This is a genomic window from Paraglaciecola polaris LMG 21857 (assembly GCF_000315055.1).
Classification (GTDB): Bacteria; Pseudomonadota; Gammaproteobacteria; order Enterobacterales; family Alteromonadaceae; genus Paraglaciecola; species Paraglaciecola polaris.
This window is the reverse complement of record NZ_BAER01000124.1, coordinates 23,733-40,666: the sequence shown is the minus strand read 5'-3', so window position 1 is coordinate 40,666 and position 16,934 is coordinate 23,733. Positions and strand designations below refer to the sequence as shown.

At 45.1% G+C, this 16,934-nt stretch carries 17 protein-coding genes; 12 read left to right on the top strand and 5 right to left on the bottom strand.

Annotated features, from left to right (window positions below; genetic code table 11):
• Window positions 1-15: 15 nt before the first annotated feature.
• From prsR to GPLA_RS19760, 7 genes are all read left to right on the top strand, one after another.
• Window positions 16-1,374 carry a PEP-CTERM-box response regulator transcription factor gene (gene prsR, locus GPLA_RS19790; RefSeq protein WP_007106780.1) on the top strand — a complete coding sequence of 453 codons (1,359 nt, stop codon included), beginning with the start codon at window positions 16-18 and terminating at the stop codon, window positions 1,372-1,374.
• 63 nt (window positions 1,375-1,437) lie between these two features.
• Complete coding sequence (locus GPLA_RS19785; RefSeq protein ID WP_007106779.1) at window positions 1,438-1,821, top strand: CidA/LrgA family protein; 384 nt, start codon at window positions 1,438-1,440, stop codon at window positions 1,819-1,821.
• The gene (locus GPLA_RS19780) at window positions 1,802-2,515 is read left to right on the top strand and encodes an LrgB family protein (protein ID WP_226993166.1); all 714 of its coding nucleotides are present in this window, start codon (window positions 1,802-1,804) and stop codon (window positions 2,513-2,515) included. Before GPLA_RS19785 ends, GPLA_RS19780 begins: the two co-directional genes overlap by 20 nt.
• Before the next feature lie 90 nt (window positions 2,516-2,605).
• Window positions 2,606-4,315 carry an Lcl C-terminal domain-containing protein gene (locus GPLA_RS19775; RefSeq protein WP_040515503.1) on the top strand — a complete coding sequence of 570 codons (1,710 nt, stop codon included), beginning with the start codon at window positions 2,606-2,608 and terminating at the stop codon, window positions 4,313-4,315.
• Window position 4,316: 1 nt separating this feature from the next.
• Complete coding sequence (locus GPLA_RS19770) at window positions 4,317-4,814, top strand: Lcl C-terminal domain-containing protein (protein ID WP_007106776.1); 498 nt, start codon at window positions 4,317-4,319, stop codon at window positions 4,812-4,814.
• 90 nt (window positions 4,815-4,904) lie between these two features.
• Window positions 4,905-5,684 (top strand): YggN family protein, encoded by a 780-nt coding sequence (locus GPLA_RS19765; protein ID WP_007106775.1) that lies wholly within the window; start codon window positions 4,905-4,907, stop codon window positions 5,682-5,684.
• Between the two features lie 98 nt (window positions 5,685-5,782).
• On the top strand, window positions 5,783-6,439 hold the full coding sequence (locus tag GPLA_RS19760; protein ID WP_007106774.1) for a DNA-methyltransferase: 657 nt from the start codon (window positions 5,783-5,785) through the stop codon (window positions 6,437-6,439).
• 63 nt (window positions 6,440-6,502) lie between these two features.
• On the opposite strand, the gene hemW is transcribed toward GPLA_RS19760, so the two are convergent.
• Both hemW and GPLA_RS19750 read right to left on the bottom strand, forming a co-directional pair.
• Entirely contained in the window at window positions 6,503-7,705 is a 1,203-nt protein-coding gene (hemW, locus tag GPLA_RS19755) for a radical SAM family heme chaperone HemW (RefSeq protein WP_007106773.1), read from the bottom strand.
• Window positions 7,698-8,300 (bottom strand): XTP/dITP diphosphatase, encoded by a 603-nt coding sequence (locus GPLA_RS19750; RefSeq protein ID WP_007106772.1) that lies wholly within the window; start codon window positions 8,298-8,300, stop codon window positions 7,698-7,700. The genes hemW and GPLA_RS19750 overlap by 8 nt, the downstream gene beginning before the upstream one ends.
• 200 nt (window positions 8,301-8,500) lie before the next feature.
• Here GPLA_RS19750 and GPLA_RS19745 point away from each other — a divergent pair, with 200 nt between their 5' ends.
• Window positions 8,501-9,595: an energy transducer TonB gene (locus GPLA_RS19745; protein ID WP_007106771.1), complete on the top strand. Its 1,095-nt coding sequence runs from the start codon at window positions 8,501-8,503 to the stop codon at window positions 9,593-9,595.
• Window positions 9,596-9,679: 84 nt separating this feature from the next.
• Here the strand turns inward: GPLA_RS19745 and srmB are convergent, their stop codons facing one another.
• The 3 genes from srmB to GPLA_RS19730 form a co-directional block, all read right to left on the bottom strand.
• A complete protein-coding gene (srmB, locus tag GPLA_RS19740) occupies window positions 9,680-10,918 on the bottom strand; it encodes an ATP-dependent RNA helicase SrmB (RefSeq protein WP_007106770.1) in 1,239 nt (412 codons plus the stop codon).
• A gap of 91 nt (window positions 10,919-11,009) precedes the next feature.
• Complete coding sequence (locus tag GPLA_RS19735; protein ID WP_007106769.1) at window positions 11,010-11,666, bottom strand: dUTP diphosphatase; 657 nt, start codon at window positions 11,664-11,666, stop codon at window positions 11,010-11,012.
• 56 nt (window positions 11,667-11,722) lie between these two features.
• The gene (locus GPLA_RS19730; RefSeq protein ID WP_007106768.1) at window positions 11,723-12,940 is read right to left on the bottom strand and encodes a multifunctional CCA addition/repair protein; all 1,218 of its coding nucleotides are present in this window, start codon (window positions 12,938-12,940) and stop codon (window positions 11,723-11,725) included.
• A 242-nt stretch (window positions 12,941-13,182) separates the two neighbouring features.
• On the opposite strand from GPLA_RS19730, the gene GPLA_RS19725 reads away from it, so the two are divergent.
• The 4 genes from GPLA_RS19725 (at window position 13,183) to GPLA_RS19710 (ending at window position 16,826) form a co-directional block, all read left to right on the top strand.
• The gene (locus GPLA_RS19725) at window positions 13,183-14,094 is read left to right on the top strand and encodes an ExeA family protein (RefSeq protein WP_040515495.1); all 912 of its coding nucleotides are present in this window, start codon (window positions 13,183-13,185) and stop codon (window positions 14,092-14,094) included.
• Complete coding sequence (locus GPLA_RS19720) at window positions 14,087-15,112, top strand: general secretion pathway protein GspB (RefSeq protein WP_007106766.1); 1,026 nt, start codon at window positions 14,087-14,089, stop codon at window positions 15,110-15,112. Before GPLA_RS19725 ends, GPLA_RS19720 begins: the two co-directional genes overlap by 8 nt.
• Window positions 15,113-15,231: 119 nt before the next feature.
• Window positions 15,232-16,119: a substrate-binding periplasmic protein gene (locus tag GPLA_RS19715; protein WP_007106765.1), complete on the top strand. Its 888-nt coding sequence runs from the start codon at window positions 15,232-15,234 to the stop codon at window positions 16,117-16,119.
• 185 nt (window positions 16,120-16,304) lie between these two features.
• The gene (locus GPLA_RS19710; protein WP_007106764.1) at window positions 16,305-16,826 is read left to right on the top strand and encodes a gluconokinase; all 522 of its coding nucleotides are present in this window, start codon (window positions 16,305-16,307) and stop codon (window positions 16,824-16,826) included.
• Window positions 16,827-16,934 lie beyond the last annotated feature (108 nt).

The following is a 16,934-nucleotide window of genomic DNA, read 5'->3' as shown; positions in this document are numbered from 1 at the left end:
TGCAAGGACATATACATGGATAAGATTTTAGTAGTCGATGACGACTTAGGCATTCAAAAGCAACTGAAGTGGAGTTTTACTGGGTATGACGTGGTGTTTGCTGACGATCGTGCTTCGGCGATTACGCAATTGCGCCGCCATGAACCCAAGGTTATTACCTTAGACTTAGGCTTACCACCTGATCCTGCAAACGCGACGGAAGGCCTAGCTGCCTTGCAAGAAATATTGGCACTCTCACCCAATACCAAAGTGATAGTGGTGACGGGTAACAACGATAAAGTGAATGCGTTAAAAGCCATTCAGCTTGGTGCATACGATTTCTATCAGAAACCAATTGATTCAGATACCATTCAGATATTGGTCAGCAGAGCTGCCCAACTTTACGATTTAGAGCAAGAAAATCGTCATCTGTCGGCGGTCGCCCCTTCGATGGACCGAGTTATTGGTAACAGCGAGCAAATATTAGCGGTCAGTAAAAAGGCTGAACGTATCGCTCAAACGGATATCAGTACCTTACTGCTCGGTGAAAGTGGCACAGGTAAGGAAGTGTTTGCCCGTAGTATTCATGAACATAGTTTGCGTAAAAACAAGGCCTTTATCGCCATTAACTGTGCGTCTATTCCTGAAAATTTGCTCGAAAGTGAATTGTTTGGTTATGAAAAAGGGGCCTTTACTGGAGCGAATAAAACCACTCCTGGTAAAATTGAAAGTGCTCAAGGCGGAACCTTATTTCTCGATGAAATCGGTGATATGCCTGTAGGGTTACAAGCAAAAATGCTGCGTTTTTTACAAGAGCGCGTAATAGAGCGGGTCGGCGGACGCTCAGAAATTCCGGTGGATATTCGTGTTATCTGTGCCACGCACCGTGATTTAAATGCCATGGTGGCAGAGGAAACCTTCCGGGAAGATTTATATTACCGCATCGGTGAAATTAATATTTTAATTCCCCCTTTACGCGACCGTGGTAATGATGTGATTTTACTGGGGAAGACCTTTCTAAACCAGTACAACGAAGACTTCAAAACCAAGGTGAAGGGATTTAGCGATAGTGCGATCCAAGCAATGTTGCAACATCGTTGGCCAGGCAATATTCGTGAATTGCAGAACAAGCTTAAATCTGCCGTGATCATGGCTGAGTCAGCTTATATCCAGCCAGATGATTTGGGCTTGCGCCTAGATGAAAATCAAAGCACGATTACCACTCTAAATTTGCGTGAAGTACGTGAAGAGGCTGAAAGCAGAGCGATCCGCCACGCCTTTCAGGTTGCCGAGCGCAATATGTCGCGCACCGCTGAACTGCTTGGTGTAACGCGTCCCACGCTTTACTCGCTGATCGATAAATACCATTTAGAAGATATTAAAACAGGCTCCTAATGTGGGTTTACGCTAGGGCTATCAACAATATGCCAAGTAATGTTTTGGTCTGAGAGGCGTTAGATGTTGTGGTTGAAATATGCACTTGCGCTGACTACTCTGGTCGGGTTTTGGGGGGCGGGTTTAGGCCTGAGTCCGTTCATTCCCTTACCAGCGTCTTTGTTGGGATTATTGCTGCTTTTATTGGGCTTAGTTTGGCTTAAGCGCATTCCTAGTGCGCTGTTACGGGTGTCGCAATTTGTCTTAGGCCATATGCTGATATTATTTGTACCAGCGACTATGGGCATCTTATTATTTGCCGAAAAACTGGCAGACAATCTACTGTGGTTAGTCTTAAGTATCATGCTCAGCACTCTTGTTAGTCTGGGAGTGACAGCTTGGATTTGTCAGCGTCAGTGGCAAAATCACGCTCACGCGAATACCGATAATGAACATGTTAAGCGCTAGCAGTAATGCGGTATTATCAGCCGTGTTCTGGTGTGCCATCACACTGGCAGTCTACTTAGCCTCACTTTTTATATTCCGACGTCTTGGCAGCCGCCCGATATTTCATCCTATGGTTTTTTGTATTGCTATATTAGCGGTCATTTTATTTTATACCGGTGTGAGTGTTGAAGGTTATCAGGCTAAAACAGGGCTGTTAACCTGGTTGTTGGGGCCCGCTACCGTTGCTTTGGCGATCCCTTTGTATTCTCAACTTAGCAGTGTCAAGCAAAACGGCGTGGGGGTGTTATTACCTATCGTTATCGGTGGTTTGTTAGCGCCGATATTAGCGTTATTGGTGGTGTACTTTTTGCCCATGGAAGCGGGCGTCAAGCTAAGTTTACTGACCAAGTCAATTACGACGCCCCTGGCAATTGAAACGAGTCAACATATTGGCGGTATACCTGGGCTTGCAGTAGTGATCGTTATTTTCACCGGTATTGTTGGGGCCGTATTTGCCTCCAGTATTTATCGTTTGCTGCGTATCACCTCACCCCAAGCACAAGGTCTTGCCCTTGGCACAGTAGCCCACGCCATAGGTACTGCACAAGGGTTTCAGATGAGTCAAAAAGTCGGGGCATTCGCAACCTTAGGCTTATGTATCAATGGTGTGTTGACCGCAATAGTCCTGCCTGTGATCTTTTATATCGTTAGTTAGTGGTATGAATTCTGCTTACATTGTCGTTAGTTAAGCAAAATCACTTCGTCATCGAGCAGTAATATGACACCGACATTGGTTAGTAAATATATGCGTAAAATATCAAATGATTTCACTTCGTTTTGCTTGTTAGTTTTATTCACTAGCTTATTTTTAACCGCTTGTGGCGGCGGTGGTTCTTCAGATTCGAGCACCGATAATACACCAAGAGTGATTGTTAATGCCGGCCCAGGCTCAACGGTTAACGAAGGTACTAGCGTTAACCTGCAAGGTGATGCAGTGGGAACCACGGACGAGCTGACTTATGCTTGGTCAGCGTCACCAACACTTGTTATTACCCATGCTGATACAACATCTGGAGTCGCCTCTTTTATCGCGCCGACTACCAGTGGTACCTTGACCTTTCGTCTTACATTGCAAGCCACTGATGGCAATGGCAATGTTGGCTCAGACAGTCTAGAGGTCAACGTACTCGCCTTAAACACCCAACCAAACGCATTGATTTCTTATCCACCCATCGATGGTTTTGCCAACAAGGTATTTCCAGCAAGTATGGAAGTGACCCTTGATGGCAGCACGAGTACTGATGCCGATGCTGCGGATGTGAGTGACCCCATTGCCGCGTTTCAATGGCAACAACTTGCCGGGGCTGATGTATTAGCCGGTGTTAGCAGAGACGCAAGCAGTATTACCTTTACGACGCCTATCCTAGATGAAGACAATAATTTAACCTTCGAGCTAACGGTAACGGATCAGGAAGGAGCCACAGATACCCAAGAGTTGACCGTGACTATTTTAAGCGCCAGAAATAATGTCCCCACAGCAGACGCCGGTGTCGACCATCAGGTGTTTTCAGGAGAGAGTATTTTATTGTCTGGGGTCGCTGATACAGCGATACCGTCGGCTAAACCACTGACGTATTTATGGCTAAATGATTCACTACTTGAACCTAAGATCAACAATGCCAACGTGTTACAAACCTTTGCGGTCGCGCCTATGGTCAATAGTACCCAAGTGTTAACCTTTACGTTGAAAGTGACGGATGCGAACAACAATGAAGTTGATGACAGCATTTCAGTGACGGTTAAGCCATTTCCCCGCAGTCTGCTTAATGACACTGGGGTAACACGCCAGGGCAGCAGTAACGCAATCAACAGTTCTCACCAAGCAGATTACCCCGGACAAGACGGTCAACGAGGCCGAGATATTATCGCCAGTAACAATATGTTGACCAAAGCGGGACGGGGTGAAGGAGGGTTTGATTTCACCCGTTTAGATGACATAGGTGATGAGGTCGATGATGTGAGTCAACCTTGGCGCTGTGTGCGTGACAACGTGACGGGTTTGGTATGGGAAATAAAAACCACCAACGGTGACTTACATGGTCGTCGGCACACCTATAGTTGGTATGCACAAGAAAATAATGGTGGTTATAGTGGGCCATTGAATCCTGCCACGCCAAGCTGTTCCTTAAGTGATTGCAACACAGAGGACTTCGTAGAGGCGGTCAATGCCCAAGGATTATGTGGTTTTTATGACTGGAAACTGCCAAGTCATAATGAGCTGTTGTCCATAGTCCACCTTGGTAAGTCGACTAGCCCTATGCTGGACACGGACTATTTCCCTTATTCGGATAACGGCTCAACGAGCATCTTATGGTACTGGACGTCTCAAGCCAGTGTCGATGGTACCGACGAAGCTGCGCAAAATGCTTGGGCGATTGATTTTGCTTCCGGTAACGATAACTTCCTAAATAAATCTACAGCAGTCAATGTACGCTTAGTCAGAGCAGGACGATGATATGAAAAAGTTAGTTATTTTAGCCTTACTTAGCCTCAATGCGAGTGCGCAAACCTGCCTAGATGATGTTACGGAAACAGCAAGTGCAGAGCAATTTGTGGTCAATACCGATGGTACGGCTACACACACTGAAAGTGGCCTAATGTGGATGCGTTGTAGCCTTGGTCAAACATACAGTAACAACGATTGCATTGGTGAAGGCGATGAATTGAATTGGCAGCAAGCGCTAGATGAGGCACATGGCTATACGTTCGCCGGCAAAAGCGGCTGGCGGGTTCCGAATCTAAAAGAGTTGGCTACATTAACCGAGCGTGCTTGTGTGCGTCCGGCGATTAACGAAACAGTTTTCCCTAGTACGTTATCAGACGATTATTGGACATCAACCCCTGCGGTGACGGATGCGAATCGAGCTTGGGTGGTGGCTTTTTTTAACAGCAGTAATGCTCTGAAAGAAAAACGTCTATTTGTTTACACTCGGCTGGTGCGAACAGTCGATTAACCTATATTTTAATTCGATTATCGTATCGTGCTTTCAAAACCTAGACTTAATGGTCAGAATATCCATGTCTTTTTACGTTAGCGATACGATATGCGTTTTTTGTGGTTAATTTTTCTGTGCTTTTATGTAGCCAATGTCAAAGCCGATTATAAGTGTGATGTTGAGTTAAACTATGGTTTGGTGGTGACGAATGATCAGATCCGAGTGATCGATAATAGTCGTACCGTTTACCAAATTAACCAAGACAATCAACTTATTGTGCAGGGGCAATGGGTGTCGCTTTCCCCTAAACAACAAGCTGAACTGAAAGAACTTGCCGATGGTGTGCATCACGTTGTGCCTAAGATGATCTTACTTGCCAGCGAGGGCGTTGAGTTAGCCATTGAAACCGTTGAGCATGTGTATATCGGCTTAGTGGGAGAAGAACACGAAAGTTACGAAAAGCTACGCTCATCTCTTGCTCGAGTACAATCTCGGGTCAAAGAGAAATTCATCCATGCGGGTAGCAGCTTTTATATGGGCCCTGGCACACTCGAAAACGTCGACGATCTTGTTGATCGTGAGCTCGAAGAGCAAATCGAAGAAGCCATGAACACCTCATTAGGTGGGATATTATCGGCAATTGGAGGCTTGGTTTCCGAAAGTACCAGCACCGAAGAGAAAATCGCCAAACTTGCGGAAAAAATTGACACGATCGGCTCTACTGTAGAAGAAAAATTCTCACCTAAAAGTCAGACTCTGCAACAAAAGGCCCATTGGTTCTGCAATGAATTTAAACGTCTAGATCGGGTTGAAAACCGTTTACGTCAAGACATTCCCCAGTTAACGAAATACGATGTGGTAAGTAGCGCACAATCCCATTCCCACTGATTTTCTATTCGTGGTTTTATCTTGTATTAACGCTGGGGTTCGTGTGACTACGCTGCTAGTATATGCGCCGTTTTGCCCTCAGACCTAAGCATTAATCCATGAGTTTATTTGACCAAGATGCCATTGAATGGCTACGAAGCTTACCTAGCGATAGCGTTAATTTAGTGATAACGGATCCCCCTTACGAATCGTTAGAAAAGCACAGGGCAAAAGGTACAACGACGCGATTAAAGCACAGTAAATCATCGAGTAATGAATGGTTTGCTATTTTCCCTAATGCCCGATTCACTGAGTTATTTGCAGAAATTTATCGCGTGTTAAAAACCAATAGTCATTTTTATTTGTTTTGTGATCAAGAAACCATGTTTGTGGTAAAGCCCCTAGCCGAAGCGGCTGGCTTTAAGTTTTGGAAGCCTTTGGTGTGGGACAAGTGTGCTATCGGCATGGGATATCACTACCGAGCGCGCTATGAATTTATTTTGTTTTTCGAAAAAGGTAAACGTAAATTGCACGATTTAGGTATGCCTGATGTGTTGCAAGAAAAACGCGTTTGGCGGAGTTACCCCACCGAAAAGCCAGTGCCACTGATTGAAAAGTTGATCAGTCAAAGTTCAGTTGCAGGGGACACAGTCATCGATCCCTTTTTTGGTTCAGGCGCGACGTTAGTCGCGGCGAAAAACCTAGCAAGAGTATGGCAAGGCACGGATGTATCACCGTCAGCCCATGAATTTGCCGCTAAGCGGCTGGATATTTAAGTTTGGTGTTATACATCCAATAATTCGTCGGATTGCCTCTAGCTCATGTACGTAGAATGCACCCTAAACCAGCATTTCCAATAATGAATTCAGGTAACGCCGACCAAGAGGCGTGACCTGCCAATGGGTATCGGTTTCAGCTAACAAGCCTTTGGTGAGAGCCGTGTTTAGGTTAGCCATTAATTGGCTTTGCGCTGTCAGCAGTAGCCCGGTGAAGTCGGTAAACTCTTGCTTAGGGCAAGGTTCAAGCAAACGTAGACGATTCATAAAGAACTCAAAAGGAAGTTCGTCATCTTGCACGTTATGCCGTTGATGCAGGTAGGAACGCGTGAGATCCATATAACCCTTGGGATGTTTCACCTTGACCGTACGTATTATCTGGCCGCAGTCAGGTAAGGTCACTTTGCCGTGCGCACCGCAGCCGATGCCTAAGTAGTCACCAAAGCGCCAGTAATTAAGATTATGCCGACATTGTTGACCAGCCAAGCTGTAACCGGAAATTTCGTATTGCTGGTACCCCGCCGCGGTGAGTATGTCATGGCCTTGCTCTTGTATGTCCCACAATATGTCATCTTCAGGCAGTGTAGGTGGTTTAGAGTGAAACTGAGTGTTTGGCTCAATGGTCAGTTGATACCAGGATAAATGGGGTGGTTGCTGCGCAATACCTTGGCGTAAATCAAATAAGGCATCGTCAATGGATTGCTCTGGCAGGCCATGCATTAAATCTAAATTGAAGCTATTTAGGCCCGCATTTCGGGCATAACCCGCGGCATTTAACGCCTGTTGTTCATCGTGAATACGCCCTAGTCGCTCAAGCTTTTCTTGCTGAAAGCTCTGCACTCCTATGGATATTCGGTTAACACCTGCTTTGGCAAAACCATTGAAACGTCCACTTTCCACAGTGCCAGGATTAGCCTCAAGGGTAATTTCTGCGTCATGGGCTAAATTAACGCGCTGACGCACACCAGTCAGTAATCGGTCTATCGCCTCAGGTGAAAATAAACTCGGAGTGCCACCACCGATAAAAATACTGTGAACTAGGCGCGAGCCAATCAATTTGGCATCTTCAGTTAAATCATCAAGTAAATGACTGACGTATTCCGCTTCTGGCAAGGTACTTTGTTTCTGCCCGTGGGAATTAAAATCACAATAAGGACACTTTTGCACGCACCATGGGATATGGATATACAAAGCAACAGGTGGCAGCCTGAGTGTTTTGATTGAGGTGTGCAACGCGTTTTCGTCACCCTTGTGTGAATTAATCAAAATCAGCGCTTAACGTGATCAATAGCTGATCAAGGGCTTGACCACGATGACTCAAGGCATTTTTTTGCTCTTTGCTTAGCTGGGCTGAGGTGCACTGTTTTTGTTCCACCCAAAATACCGGATCGTAACCAAAACCACTGTCGCCAGTGCGCTGAGTGGTAATTTTTCCGTGCCATTCACCTTGGCAAATAATTGGGGTAGGGTCATCAGCACTGCGCATATAGACCAACACACATAAAAAACGGGCATGGCGGGCTGCGGGCGCCACGTCCTTTAATGCCTCAAGTAGCTTATCGATGTTGTCAGTATCGGTGGCATGGCTGCCCGCATAACGGGCTGAATACACGCCAGGCGCACCGTCCAATGCATCAACCGCTAAACCTGAGTCGTCGGCTATAGCAGGTAGCCCAGTAATTTTAGCGGCATGACGCGCCTTGATAATTGCATTTTCGACAAAGGTGGTGCCGGTTTCAGCTACATCCGGCACGTTAAATTCACTTTGTGGAACGATATCAATATCAAGGGGGCTGAGTAATTGGCTTAACTCGGCAACTTTGCCTTTATTGCCTGTGGCTAATACTATTTTGCGTGACAAGGGAGTGGCTCTTCAATTTGATTAGGTTTAGGCGAATTTTACCTGTTTCAACACATAATTGATATTGTACCTTACTCGTCTTTGATAGGGGTACTTGCTCTCTCATTTGAGAAATACATCTTGCTGTTGCTGGGTAAATTATTTAGTCTTGATAAGGTTATTTTTTCAAGTTAACCCATTTATTACCGCAAGGACGCTTTATGAATTTTCCCGCCAATGCACTTCTTCTTGTTTCACTAAGCTTAGGCTCTGGACATACGCTGTGTGCAACTGAGTCCCAGCCTCAGCCAATCGAATTAAACGAGCCAAGTGCTGTACTATTGGAATCAGCTAAGCTACCTGAACCAATAAAGCGTGTTCACCCTAAATATCCAACTAACATGGCGCGTAAAGGCGCTGAAGGTTGGGTGCAGTTAAATTTTGTAGTGGGAACCGACGGCAGTGTGAATAATATAGTGGTCGTTGATTCAACCGGTATGGAGGGATTTGAAAAGGCTGCAGTGAATGCGCTCAAAGAGTGGCAGTACAGCCCAGCCTATGTTGATGGTAAGCCAATTGAGCAATGCTATAACAAAGTTCAATTAGACTTTAAATTAACTGGGTTAAATAAAGGGGTAAGGCGCAAGTTCAAACGGGCCTATCAAGGAGTACGAGATGCGTTAGACAAAAATGATCTTGGGTTAGCCACTCAATTAAGTGAAAAAATGAAAGACAAAGGTTTGCTCAATAGCATGGAGTTCACTTTTTACTCGCTGCTACGAGCAGATATTGCAAAGGCGCAAAACGACAGTGTGGAAGAGCTGAAATATGTTAAACACATCATTAGGACGGACAATAATGGTGAGTACTTGGGGGCAGAAGCTTACCCTTTGCTGTTAAACCGTATGTTCGTATTACAGCTTAACCAGTCTCAATATCTTGATGTACTGGACACCTTCCAGCGTGTTGAAACCCAAGCCAATAACCAAGAAAATATTGCTTTACTTGAGCCCTATGTCATCAAGGTGTTAAACCTGCTCAAAAGCCAACAGGTCATTTCGATCCCAGGTAAAGTTAAACAAGATGGTGATTGGTGGCATGACTTAAGCCGCAGTGCTTTTAGCTTGAATAACGTCAGCGGCAACCTAAATACGGTTGAGTTACGTTGCCATAACAAGCGAGAGTTATACAGTGTGGCGACCGATAGCGTGTGGCATATCCCTGAAAGTTGGGGGCGATGCAGTGTCCGAGTCTCCGGCGACCGTGATAGTCAATTTACCCTACTGGAATTGCCCCAGCAGGATGTTCCGAGTTAGCGTGTTTGTTCCATAATCATAAAAAAAACCTGCAGTTTGCAGGTTTTTTTATGGCAGAAAATCGACGACTAATAAGTTAAAAGTTTAACTAGGATTCTTGTTCTTCTTCACTTTCTTTTTAACTGTTTTGCCCGCGGCCTTTTTCGCGCGATTGCTCATCTTTTTCTTGGCAGGTGGTTTTGCTTCTTTGTTTTTTGGCCGAAGCTCATCGATGACTCTGCGTTTAAGCGGCTGATCGGTGTAACGTTCAATTTTAGGCACAATCCCTATGTCGTGAGCTTCCACAATTGAAATAGCCGTCCCTTTATTGCCAGCCCGGCCAGTACGGCCTATACGGTGTACATAAATGTCTGCAGTGCGAGGCATGTCGTAGTTAATAACGTGACTGATGTTTTCCACATCAATTCCCCGTGCGGCAACATCAGTAGCAATAAGTATCTTCACTTCACCTGAGCGAAATTTAGCCATCGATAAATTGCGTTTATCTTGCGGCATTTCGCCTTGTAGCCAACAGACAGTGAAGCCATCGCGCTCTAAAATTTGCTTCAACTCGTTTAGACGATCCCGAGTTTTCACAAACACCACGGCTGATTCAGCTTGATGGGTCAGAATATGTTTAAGCAAGGCATATTTGTGCTTGGCATCGTCAGCAAGGTGCAGCCATTGATGGATTTTACCTTGTTCTTTACGACTAGGAGCCGCCTCAAGTTCTACAGGTTCATTGAGAATGTCTTTAGCAAAACGGCTAATACCGGCGCCTTCAAGTGTGGCTGAGAACAACATACTCTGTTTACGCCAGCGAGCCTCGGCAGATATTTGATTGACGATAGACGAAAATCCCATGTCGAGCATGCGATCGGCTTCGTCCAAAATCAAACATTCGATATCGCGACAATCGAAACTTTCTTGCTCTATATGCTCAAACAAACGTCCAGGGGTGGCAACTAAAATGTCGAGGTTTCTCTCCAAGGTATCTCTGTCGGTACCGTAGTTGATACCGCCTGTGATCACGCCGCAAACGATGTCTGTGTATTTACTTAGCTCTAACGCTTGCTGGTAAACTTGCTGAGCGAGTTCCCGAGTGGGCGTTAATATCAAAATTCGGGTCGAGCCGATCCCTCGGCGAGGGTAATCCAATATAAATTGGCAAACTGGCAGCAAAAATGCTGCAGTTTTGCCTGTGCCCGTAGGGGCTGAGGCCAGAATGTCTTTGCCTTCCATCGCGGCTGGAATAACCAACTGCTGAATACTGGTGGGTTCGATGTAGCCTAATTCGGCGACAGCGCGGCAAAGTTCATCATCTAGATCTAGTTGCTCAAACATGGCGTTTTTATGCTTCTTAAAGTTGTACTTAATATAATGGGAGCGTTAACACGTGGTTTCGCCCCCGAGATGCCCAAGGCAATATACGAGTTTAGTTCGTTGGGTAGCGTTGCTGCAAACCTTGATACACTTTGTCGCTGTAGTCAGGCACAGCGATGTCTAAAGTATTTAACACATCAACGAGGTGTTCATTGTCTTCACGACCGTTCCACAATTTTTGATAACTGCCTTCTTTGTAGCCATTGTCCTGACGGAAGAAGTTTAAAACGTTCTTTCCCACGTACTGGCGATATAACTCATCAGCATTCATTTGGGCTTGCTCAACAATTGTTATAAACAGAGGCACATCAAAACGGTTTGCGGCACATAAGCCGGCCATTAGCTGTAAATTATCGACTATATCCAGGTTGGTGAACGTGTAATCTTTACCGTCAAATGTTACCTGGCTGGTGCCCGAAGCAAGCTGTTGAGCAATAGTGTTAGCCGATTGCTCTATGTCACCGTCAAATTGTATGATAATCGCCGACAAGGCAAAATGCCAAATATCGACTAATTCCATTTGTAGCTGAGGTAAATCTTTGTGTTGGGCTTTCCACCACTTCCAGCCGTGATGCTCAATGCCTTCCACTGATTCAATCATAGCAGCACGCAAATACGCATAATTCGCGCCTAGCCAATCAGGGTTCACTTTACGATTCATGCCGTCTTGTAATCTCAGCATAGTGTTTAATTGCGTGGTGGATAACATGGTAAGCCTTGTTTGAGTCTGTTTATGATTTGAATGCTACAAAAAGCGGACCGCTATTATGCCACGTTTGCGGCGATAGCATGAATGCGTTTTTGTCTGAGTTGCTGTTTTATTTCAGCGCCTTTATAGCCCGCATGTACAATTTCCTGCACGTCGACTTTTTTGGCGGCTAAATAAGTTTGCCAAATATAATCAGCGTTAGGGTAGGGGCTATCTTCAAAACCTGTTCTTCCTTTGGCATCTGCTGTGCAAGCAAGTAGCAAATCGGCAAAGCGTTCAGGTTTACGCCATACGTCACAACTGTCTAGTAAGTCGTTAATGGTCGAGGGCTTTAATTTAAACGCGTGGTGAACATGGCTGTGAAATTCGCTCATTAAGAGGGCGAGGTCTCGGCACTCGTTTGGCACTTTTAAACGCGCACAAAGGGTGTTGATCGGCGCCAAACCGAGTTTTTCATGTCCCCGATGAGACGGCCATTGGTCTGGATCCGTTAAGCCTTTACCTAAGTCGTGTACCAAGGCGGCAAAACGCACACTGAGTTTATTGGATACGCGTACCGATTGTTCCAACACCATCATACTATGAATACCGGTATCGATTTCTGGGTGCCATTTTGCTGGGTTTGGGATCCCCCATAGACAATCGAGTTCCGCAAACCACACCTTGAGCGCTGCGCATTTGCGCAACGTTTCAAAATACACTTGCGGGCTGTCTTCAAGTAGGCTTTTGGCGGTTTCAACCCACACACGTTCTGGGCTTAAATTAGTTAACTCACCGGATTGACTGATGTGACTCATCAGAGCTTGGGTGTCAGGTGCAATGGTAAAACCATAATCGGCGTAGCGCGCAGCGAAGCGGGCAACACGCAATACCCGCAGCGGGTCTTCGATAAATGCATCTGATACGTGGCGTAAAATGCGTTGAGCGAGATCCCGCTGACCATTAAACGGATCGATAATACGGCCATTATCATCCATTGCCATGGCATTCACCGTTAGATCTCGGCGCAGCAAATCTTGCTCAAGGGTGACACTGGTGGATGTATCACATTCAAAACCAGTGTAGCCTTGGCCGACTTTACGTTCAGTGCGCGCCAAGGCATATTCTTGTTGGGTTTTTGGGTGCAAAAATACCGGAAAATCTTTACCTACCTGCTGATACCCTTTGGCGAGCATATCTGCTTCGCTGGCACCGACCACAACCCAGTCTTTATCTTGTACTGGGCGTTTGAGCAGTTGATCACGTACCGCACCGCCGACTAAATATACCTGCATACATACCTTAATTTGAAAAATCAGCCCATTATGCCTGATTTATGTCAGTAGCAAAAATTCCTAATCGTGGTTAATTTTCTTTTGTTGATGGATTTACACCAGTCAAAAATAGAAAATCTAAGTAGCTTCAAAGCGTTAGGACATACGCTGTTTCACTAAAGCCGGGCATATCTTTGACAAGTTTCGCTGAAGTGGTTAGTTTATCTTCCGCTTATCCTCAACCTGCTATTAGAAGCGCTGTTATGTATCTTAATTATTTCGGACTTTCAGATAATCCGTTTTCCATTGCGCCTAATCCTGCGTACTTATATATGAGCCCTAGGCATAAAGAGGCTTTAGCACACCTTACGTTTGGTTTGCGTGAAAGTGGCGGTTTTGTGATGTTGACCGGCGAAGTCGGGACAGGAAAGACCACGGTCTCGCGTAAATTAATGCAGCAACTTCCTGATAATACCCAAGTGGCTATGGTGCTTAACCCGACCTTATCAGCCATTGAACTGTTAGCCACTATTTGTGATGAGCTGAGTATTAAATATCATTATGAGCGCGCCAGTCTTAAATACTTCACGGATTTAATTCTCAATAAACTAGCTACAAACCATAATGGTGGGCTGAATACGATTTTAATTGTGGATGAAGCCCAGCATTTATTACCCGAGGTACTTGAACAGCTGCGTTTGTTGACCAATCTTGAGACCAATCGTGAAAAGCTGCTTAAAGTTGTATTGATCGGTCAGCCCGAATTGCAGCAGTTACTTAAACGCAATGAATTACGTCAATTGGCCCAGCGGATAACAGCCCGCTATCATTTATTGCCCCTTAGTGCGGTTGAAGTCAAAGCCTACATTCATCATCGTTTAGGTGTGGCGAATGGCGATAGCAGTGTTTTCAGCTCTGGTGCATTAGGCGCTGTATATCAAGTGACAGGCGGTATTCCCAGAGTGATTAATTTACTTTGCGACCGCGCACTAACATTAACCTTCACTAAACAAGCCCCGGTTGTACAAAAGCATATTTTTTATGCTGCCGCAGAGCAAATCTTGGGCACAGATGTCGTTGTTCAGCGACGAGGTAAGCGTCGAACGCTGATATTCATCTCCCTGTTTGTTATTGCCTTAGGTCTAGGTTTTTTGGGAGGCAGTTGGTATGGATAATATCGTGAACATAGGCGACCTGTTGCCTGGCATGGTGATTGTCAAAATTACTAAACAAAATGGTCCGATTAAAATTCGTAAATCTGGGTTAGTGACCAGTATTGAAATGGTCGCTGGGTTGGGGGAGATGGGAGTGCAACAGGTAGAAATCGACCCTGCGCAAACCGTGGGAATCGATCAACCGAGAGTACAAAAGTCACAGACGCAAAAATTGTTAGAAAGTGATCGCTTAGGCGCACATGGAGCCGATGTCGCTGTATCAGATCAGTTTAATCGCAGTTTGTTCTTACCCTCAGTACAAGCGCTGCCTTCTCGTTGGCAATATTATGCTAAGCCTGTGGTGCTAGGTTTTGTGGTGATATGTGTGGGGTTAGTATTAGGTTGGGGGGCAGCCATTGCACCCACTTGGCTGGCTAAATTTGATGGGCCACAACACAAGATGACTGCTAGCGACGTGCAGAGTAGCAAGTCTAAAAGTGAAAGTCGTGTAGTCGGTGCATCCGAGCAAGCGGTGCCAGCAAAATCAGTACTGCCAGTGCCGAAAGATGCGTTACAACAGGTTGACGCAGCATTGCCCAGCGAAGCAAACTCGCTGCCGGTGGAAATAGAACCGGCCAAAATTGCAAGTACAGCGAAGGATAATGAAGCGACAAACATAAAGATTTCCGAACCCCGTCCGCAAATTTCTGCTGATCTGATGAGACGCTTTGAAAAAGCAATCACTGAATTGGACAACGAACCGGATAAGCCTTTTACCGCTACACAAACGAAGAACGAAGATACCCCTCGTATCGACCAGCTTCCTGCCTGGGTGCTCACGCGACTGCCCCCTATGATATTTTCGATGCATATGTATGCGTCGTCAGAGCAGGAACGTTGGGTGGAAGTTAACGGCAGAAGGCTGCGCGAAGGCGACATGATTGACGACAAAGTGCGCATCGAACACATAGAGCAACAACACGTTATTCTTAATTTTCAAGGGCAAACTTTTAGCATGTCTGCACTTAGTGAGTGGTAAATATTTAACACCGCAGACCACCTGTGTTAAATGATCGAGGGTATGAAACTTGGTGATTTAATATGCATAATGCGTGTATTGCTCATCGGATTTTACGCGATTATGGATATTCCTGAGACATGGTAGCCAAGGAACTGCAGTATATCACTGGGGTATTGTCGTCTTTGTTGATTACGTGGCTCAGTTACGCTGGCCCTGTCAGTGCGTTTGACAGTCCTAGTTACCCAAACGCTCAATATCCATCTGAGCTGAAGGAGGCTCGGGTCATTTTCCCCGATGAAGTTGGTTCAATCCCTCCTCCTTTAAAAGCAACAGATCAGCGCATCAGATTGGCTACAGGGCAAGGCTATTATCCTTTTGTTTCTGCCAGCTTACCTCAGGGAGGGTGGTCCCAAGCATTGGTAACGCGGACTTTTATTGAAATGGGCCACAAGGTCGATATTTATATTTTGCCTTGGAGCCGCGGTCAGATGTGGACCGAAGAACAACGATTTTTAGGCACATTTCCTTATGTATATTCCCCCGAACGAGCTGGTAAATATTTCTTTTCTACCCCTATAAATTACATTCCTGTGCGTTTTTTTGTTAGTAAAGCTTCAAATATAACGGATATTAAACAACTGAAAAATAAACGGTTATGTCTTCCCTATGGTTACACAGATGATTTTGTTGCAGGCGGTGTCATTGAGCAGCTCGACCTGAAAATTAATCGTGTGCTCGATGGTGCTGGGTGTATCGGCCATGTACAACGGGGATGGAGCGATGCCGGGCTGACTAACAGTTATGTATCATTAAATGAATTAACCAATACGCGTTTAACCGATAGTAAATTACGCGTGCTGCCCGGCGATATAGAACGAGTTTCACTGCATTTCATCATTTCAAAATCTTATCCTGATGGTCGAGCCTGGATGGATAAATTCAATCAAGCATTTGAGCGCATCACTTTAGACGGCAGCAAAGAAAGTATTGATCACACTTTTATTCGGTTAATTGAATCGCAATAGGAGCGCGTTCATTAGCTTCTTGCGCTACACTTTTATTGAAAACGTTTTCTTGCGTGGTCTGTCAAATTGCTCTGGTTTATCAGCATTAGCCAGTAATTAATTTCATATTGATTTAACGTAAATATTTGAAAAATATCATAAATAATATTTTTTAGAGGGATGTGCTAATACCCTTAGGAGGACAAATGATAAAGCCAAATACTCCCCCCTTGGTGGTCATTATGGGTGTGAGTGGTTGTGGTAAATCGAGTTTAGCCACAAGGTTAGCAAAGCACTTCGACTATAGGTTTCTAGAAGCTGATGATTTTCACTGTGAGCAAGCAAAAAAAAGAATTCAACAAAACCTGCCTTTAACAGAAGAAATACGTGAGTCTTGGATTAATCGCATAACGGTTTTTTTGTGTCAAAATCTTCAGCCGCCAACAGTTCTCGCTTATCCAGGACTTCGTCGTGAGCATCGACAGCGTCTTCGTGAGTTAGGATATCATTCAATTTTTATTTTACTTCATGGCGATAAAGATCTCATAAGCCAGCGAATGAATTCACGAGATGGACATGTTTTGCCGAGCTCTGTGTTAACTAGTCAATTTTCAGCGTTACAGTTACCTGAAAACGAGCCTGATATTTTCACGTTAGATTTGCAGCAAAGTCCAGAAACGCTGACTACCACCAGCATTGCCTTATTGAATCAAGCCTTTGCCCTTTAGTTTTTATCTTAAGTTATCACTGAAAATGCTTTGCTTATGTTTTCGTTTTCAGCTTAAGTTGTGTCCGAAGGGTCCCTTGGTCGGTTGTTATTTTACCTATATCTAATT

Coding starts and splice junctions, on each gene's coding strand:
- GPLA_RS19780 (WP_226993166.1), top strand. CDS start 1,802: ATGAACATGTTAAGCGCTAGCAGTAATGCGGTATTATCAGCCGTGTTC.
- GPLA_RS19775 (WP_040515503.1), top strand. CDS start 2,606: ATGCGTAAAATATCAAATGATTTCACTTCGTTTTGCTTGTTAGTTTTA.
- GPLA_RS19725 (WP_040515495.1), top strand. CDS start 13,183: ATGTATCTTAATTATTTCGGACTTTCAGATAATCCGTTTTCCATTGCG.
- GPLA_RS19730 (WP_007106768.1), bottom strand. CDS start 12,940: ATGCAGGTATATTTAGTCGGCGGTGCGGTACGTGATCAACTGCTCAAA.
- srmB (WP_007106770.1), bottom strand. CDS start 10,918: ATGTTTGAGCAACTAGATCTAGATGATGAACTTTGCCGCGCTGTCGCC.
- GPLA_RS19765 (WP_007106775.1), top strand. CDS start 4,905: ATGCGTTTTTTGTGGTTAATTTTTCTGTGCTTTTATGTAGCCAATGTC.
- GPLA_RS19735 (WP_007106769.1), bottom strand. CDS start 11,666: ATGTTATCCACCACGCAATTAAACACTATGCTGAGATTACAAGACGGC.
- GPLA_RS19745 (WP_007106771.1), top strand. CDS start 8,501: ATGAATTTTCCCGCCAATGCACTTCTTCTTGTTTCACTAAGCTTAGGC.
- GPLA_RS19710 (WP_007106764.1), top strand. CDS start 16,305: ATGATAAAGCCAAATACTCCCCCCTTGGTGGTCATTATGGGTGTGAGT.
- GPLA_RS19770 (WP_007106776.1), top strand. CDS start 4,317: ATGAAAAAGTTAGTTATTTTAGCCTTACTTAGCCTCAATGCGAGTGCG.
- GPLA_RS19715 (WP_007106765.1), top strand. CDS start 15,232: ATGGTAGCCAAGGAACTGCAGTATATCACTGGGGTATTGTCGTCTTTG.
- GPLA_RS19720 (WP_007106766.1), top strand. CDS start 14,087: ATGGATAATATCGTGAACATAGGCGACCTGTTGCCTGGCATGGTGATT.
- GPLA_RS19760 (WP_007106774.1), top strand. CDS start 5,783: ATGAGTTTATTTGACCAAGATGCCATTGAATGGCTACGAAGCTTACCT.
- prsR (WP_007106780.1), top strand. CDS start 16: ATGGATAAGATTTTAGTAGTCGATGACGACTTAGGCATTCAAAAGCAA.
- GPLA_RS19785 (WP_007106779.1), top strand. CDS start 1,438: ATGTTGTGGTTGAAATATGCACTTGCGCTGACTACTCTGGTCGGGTTT.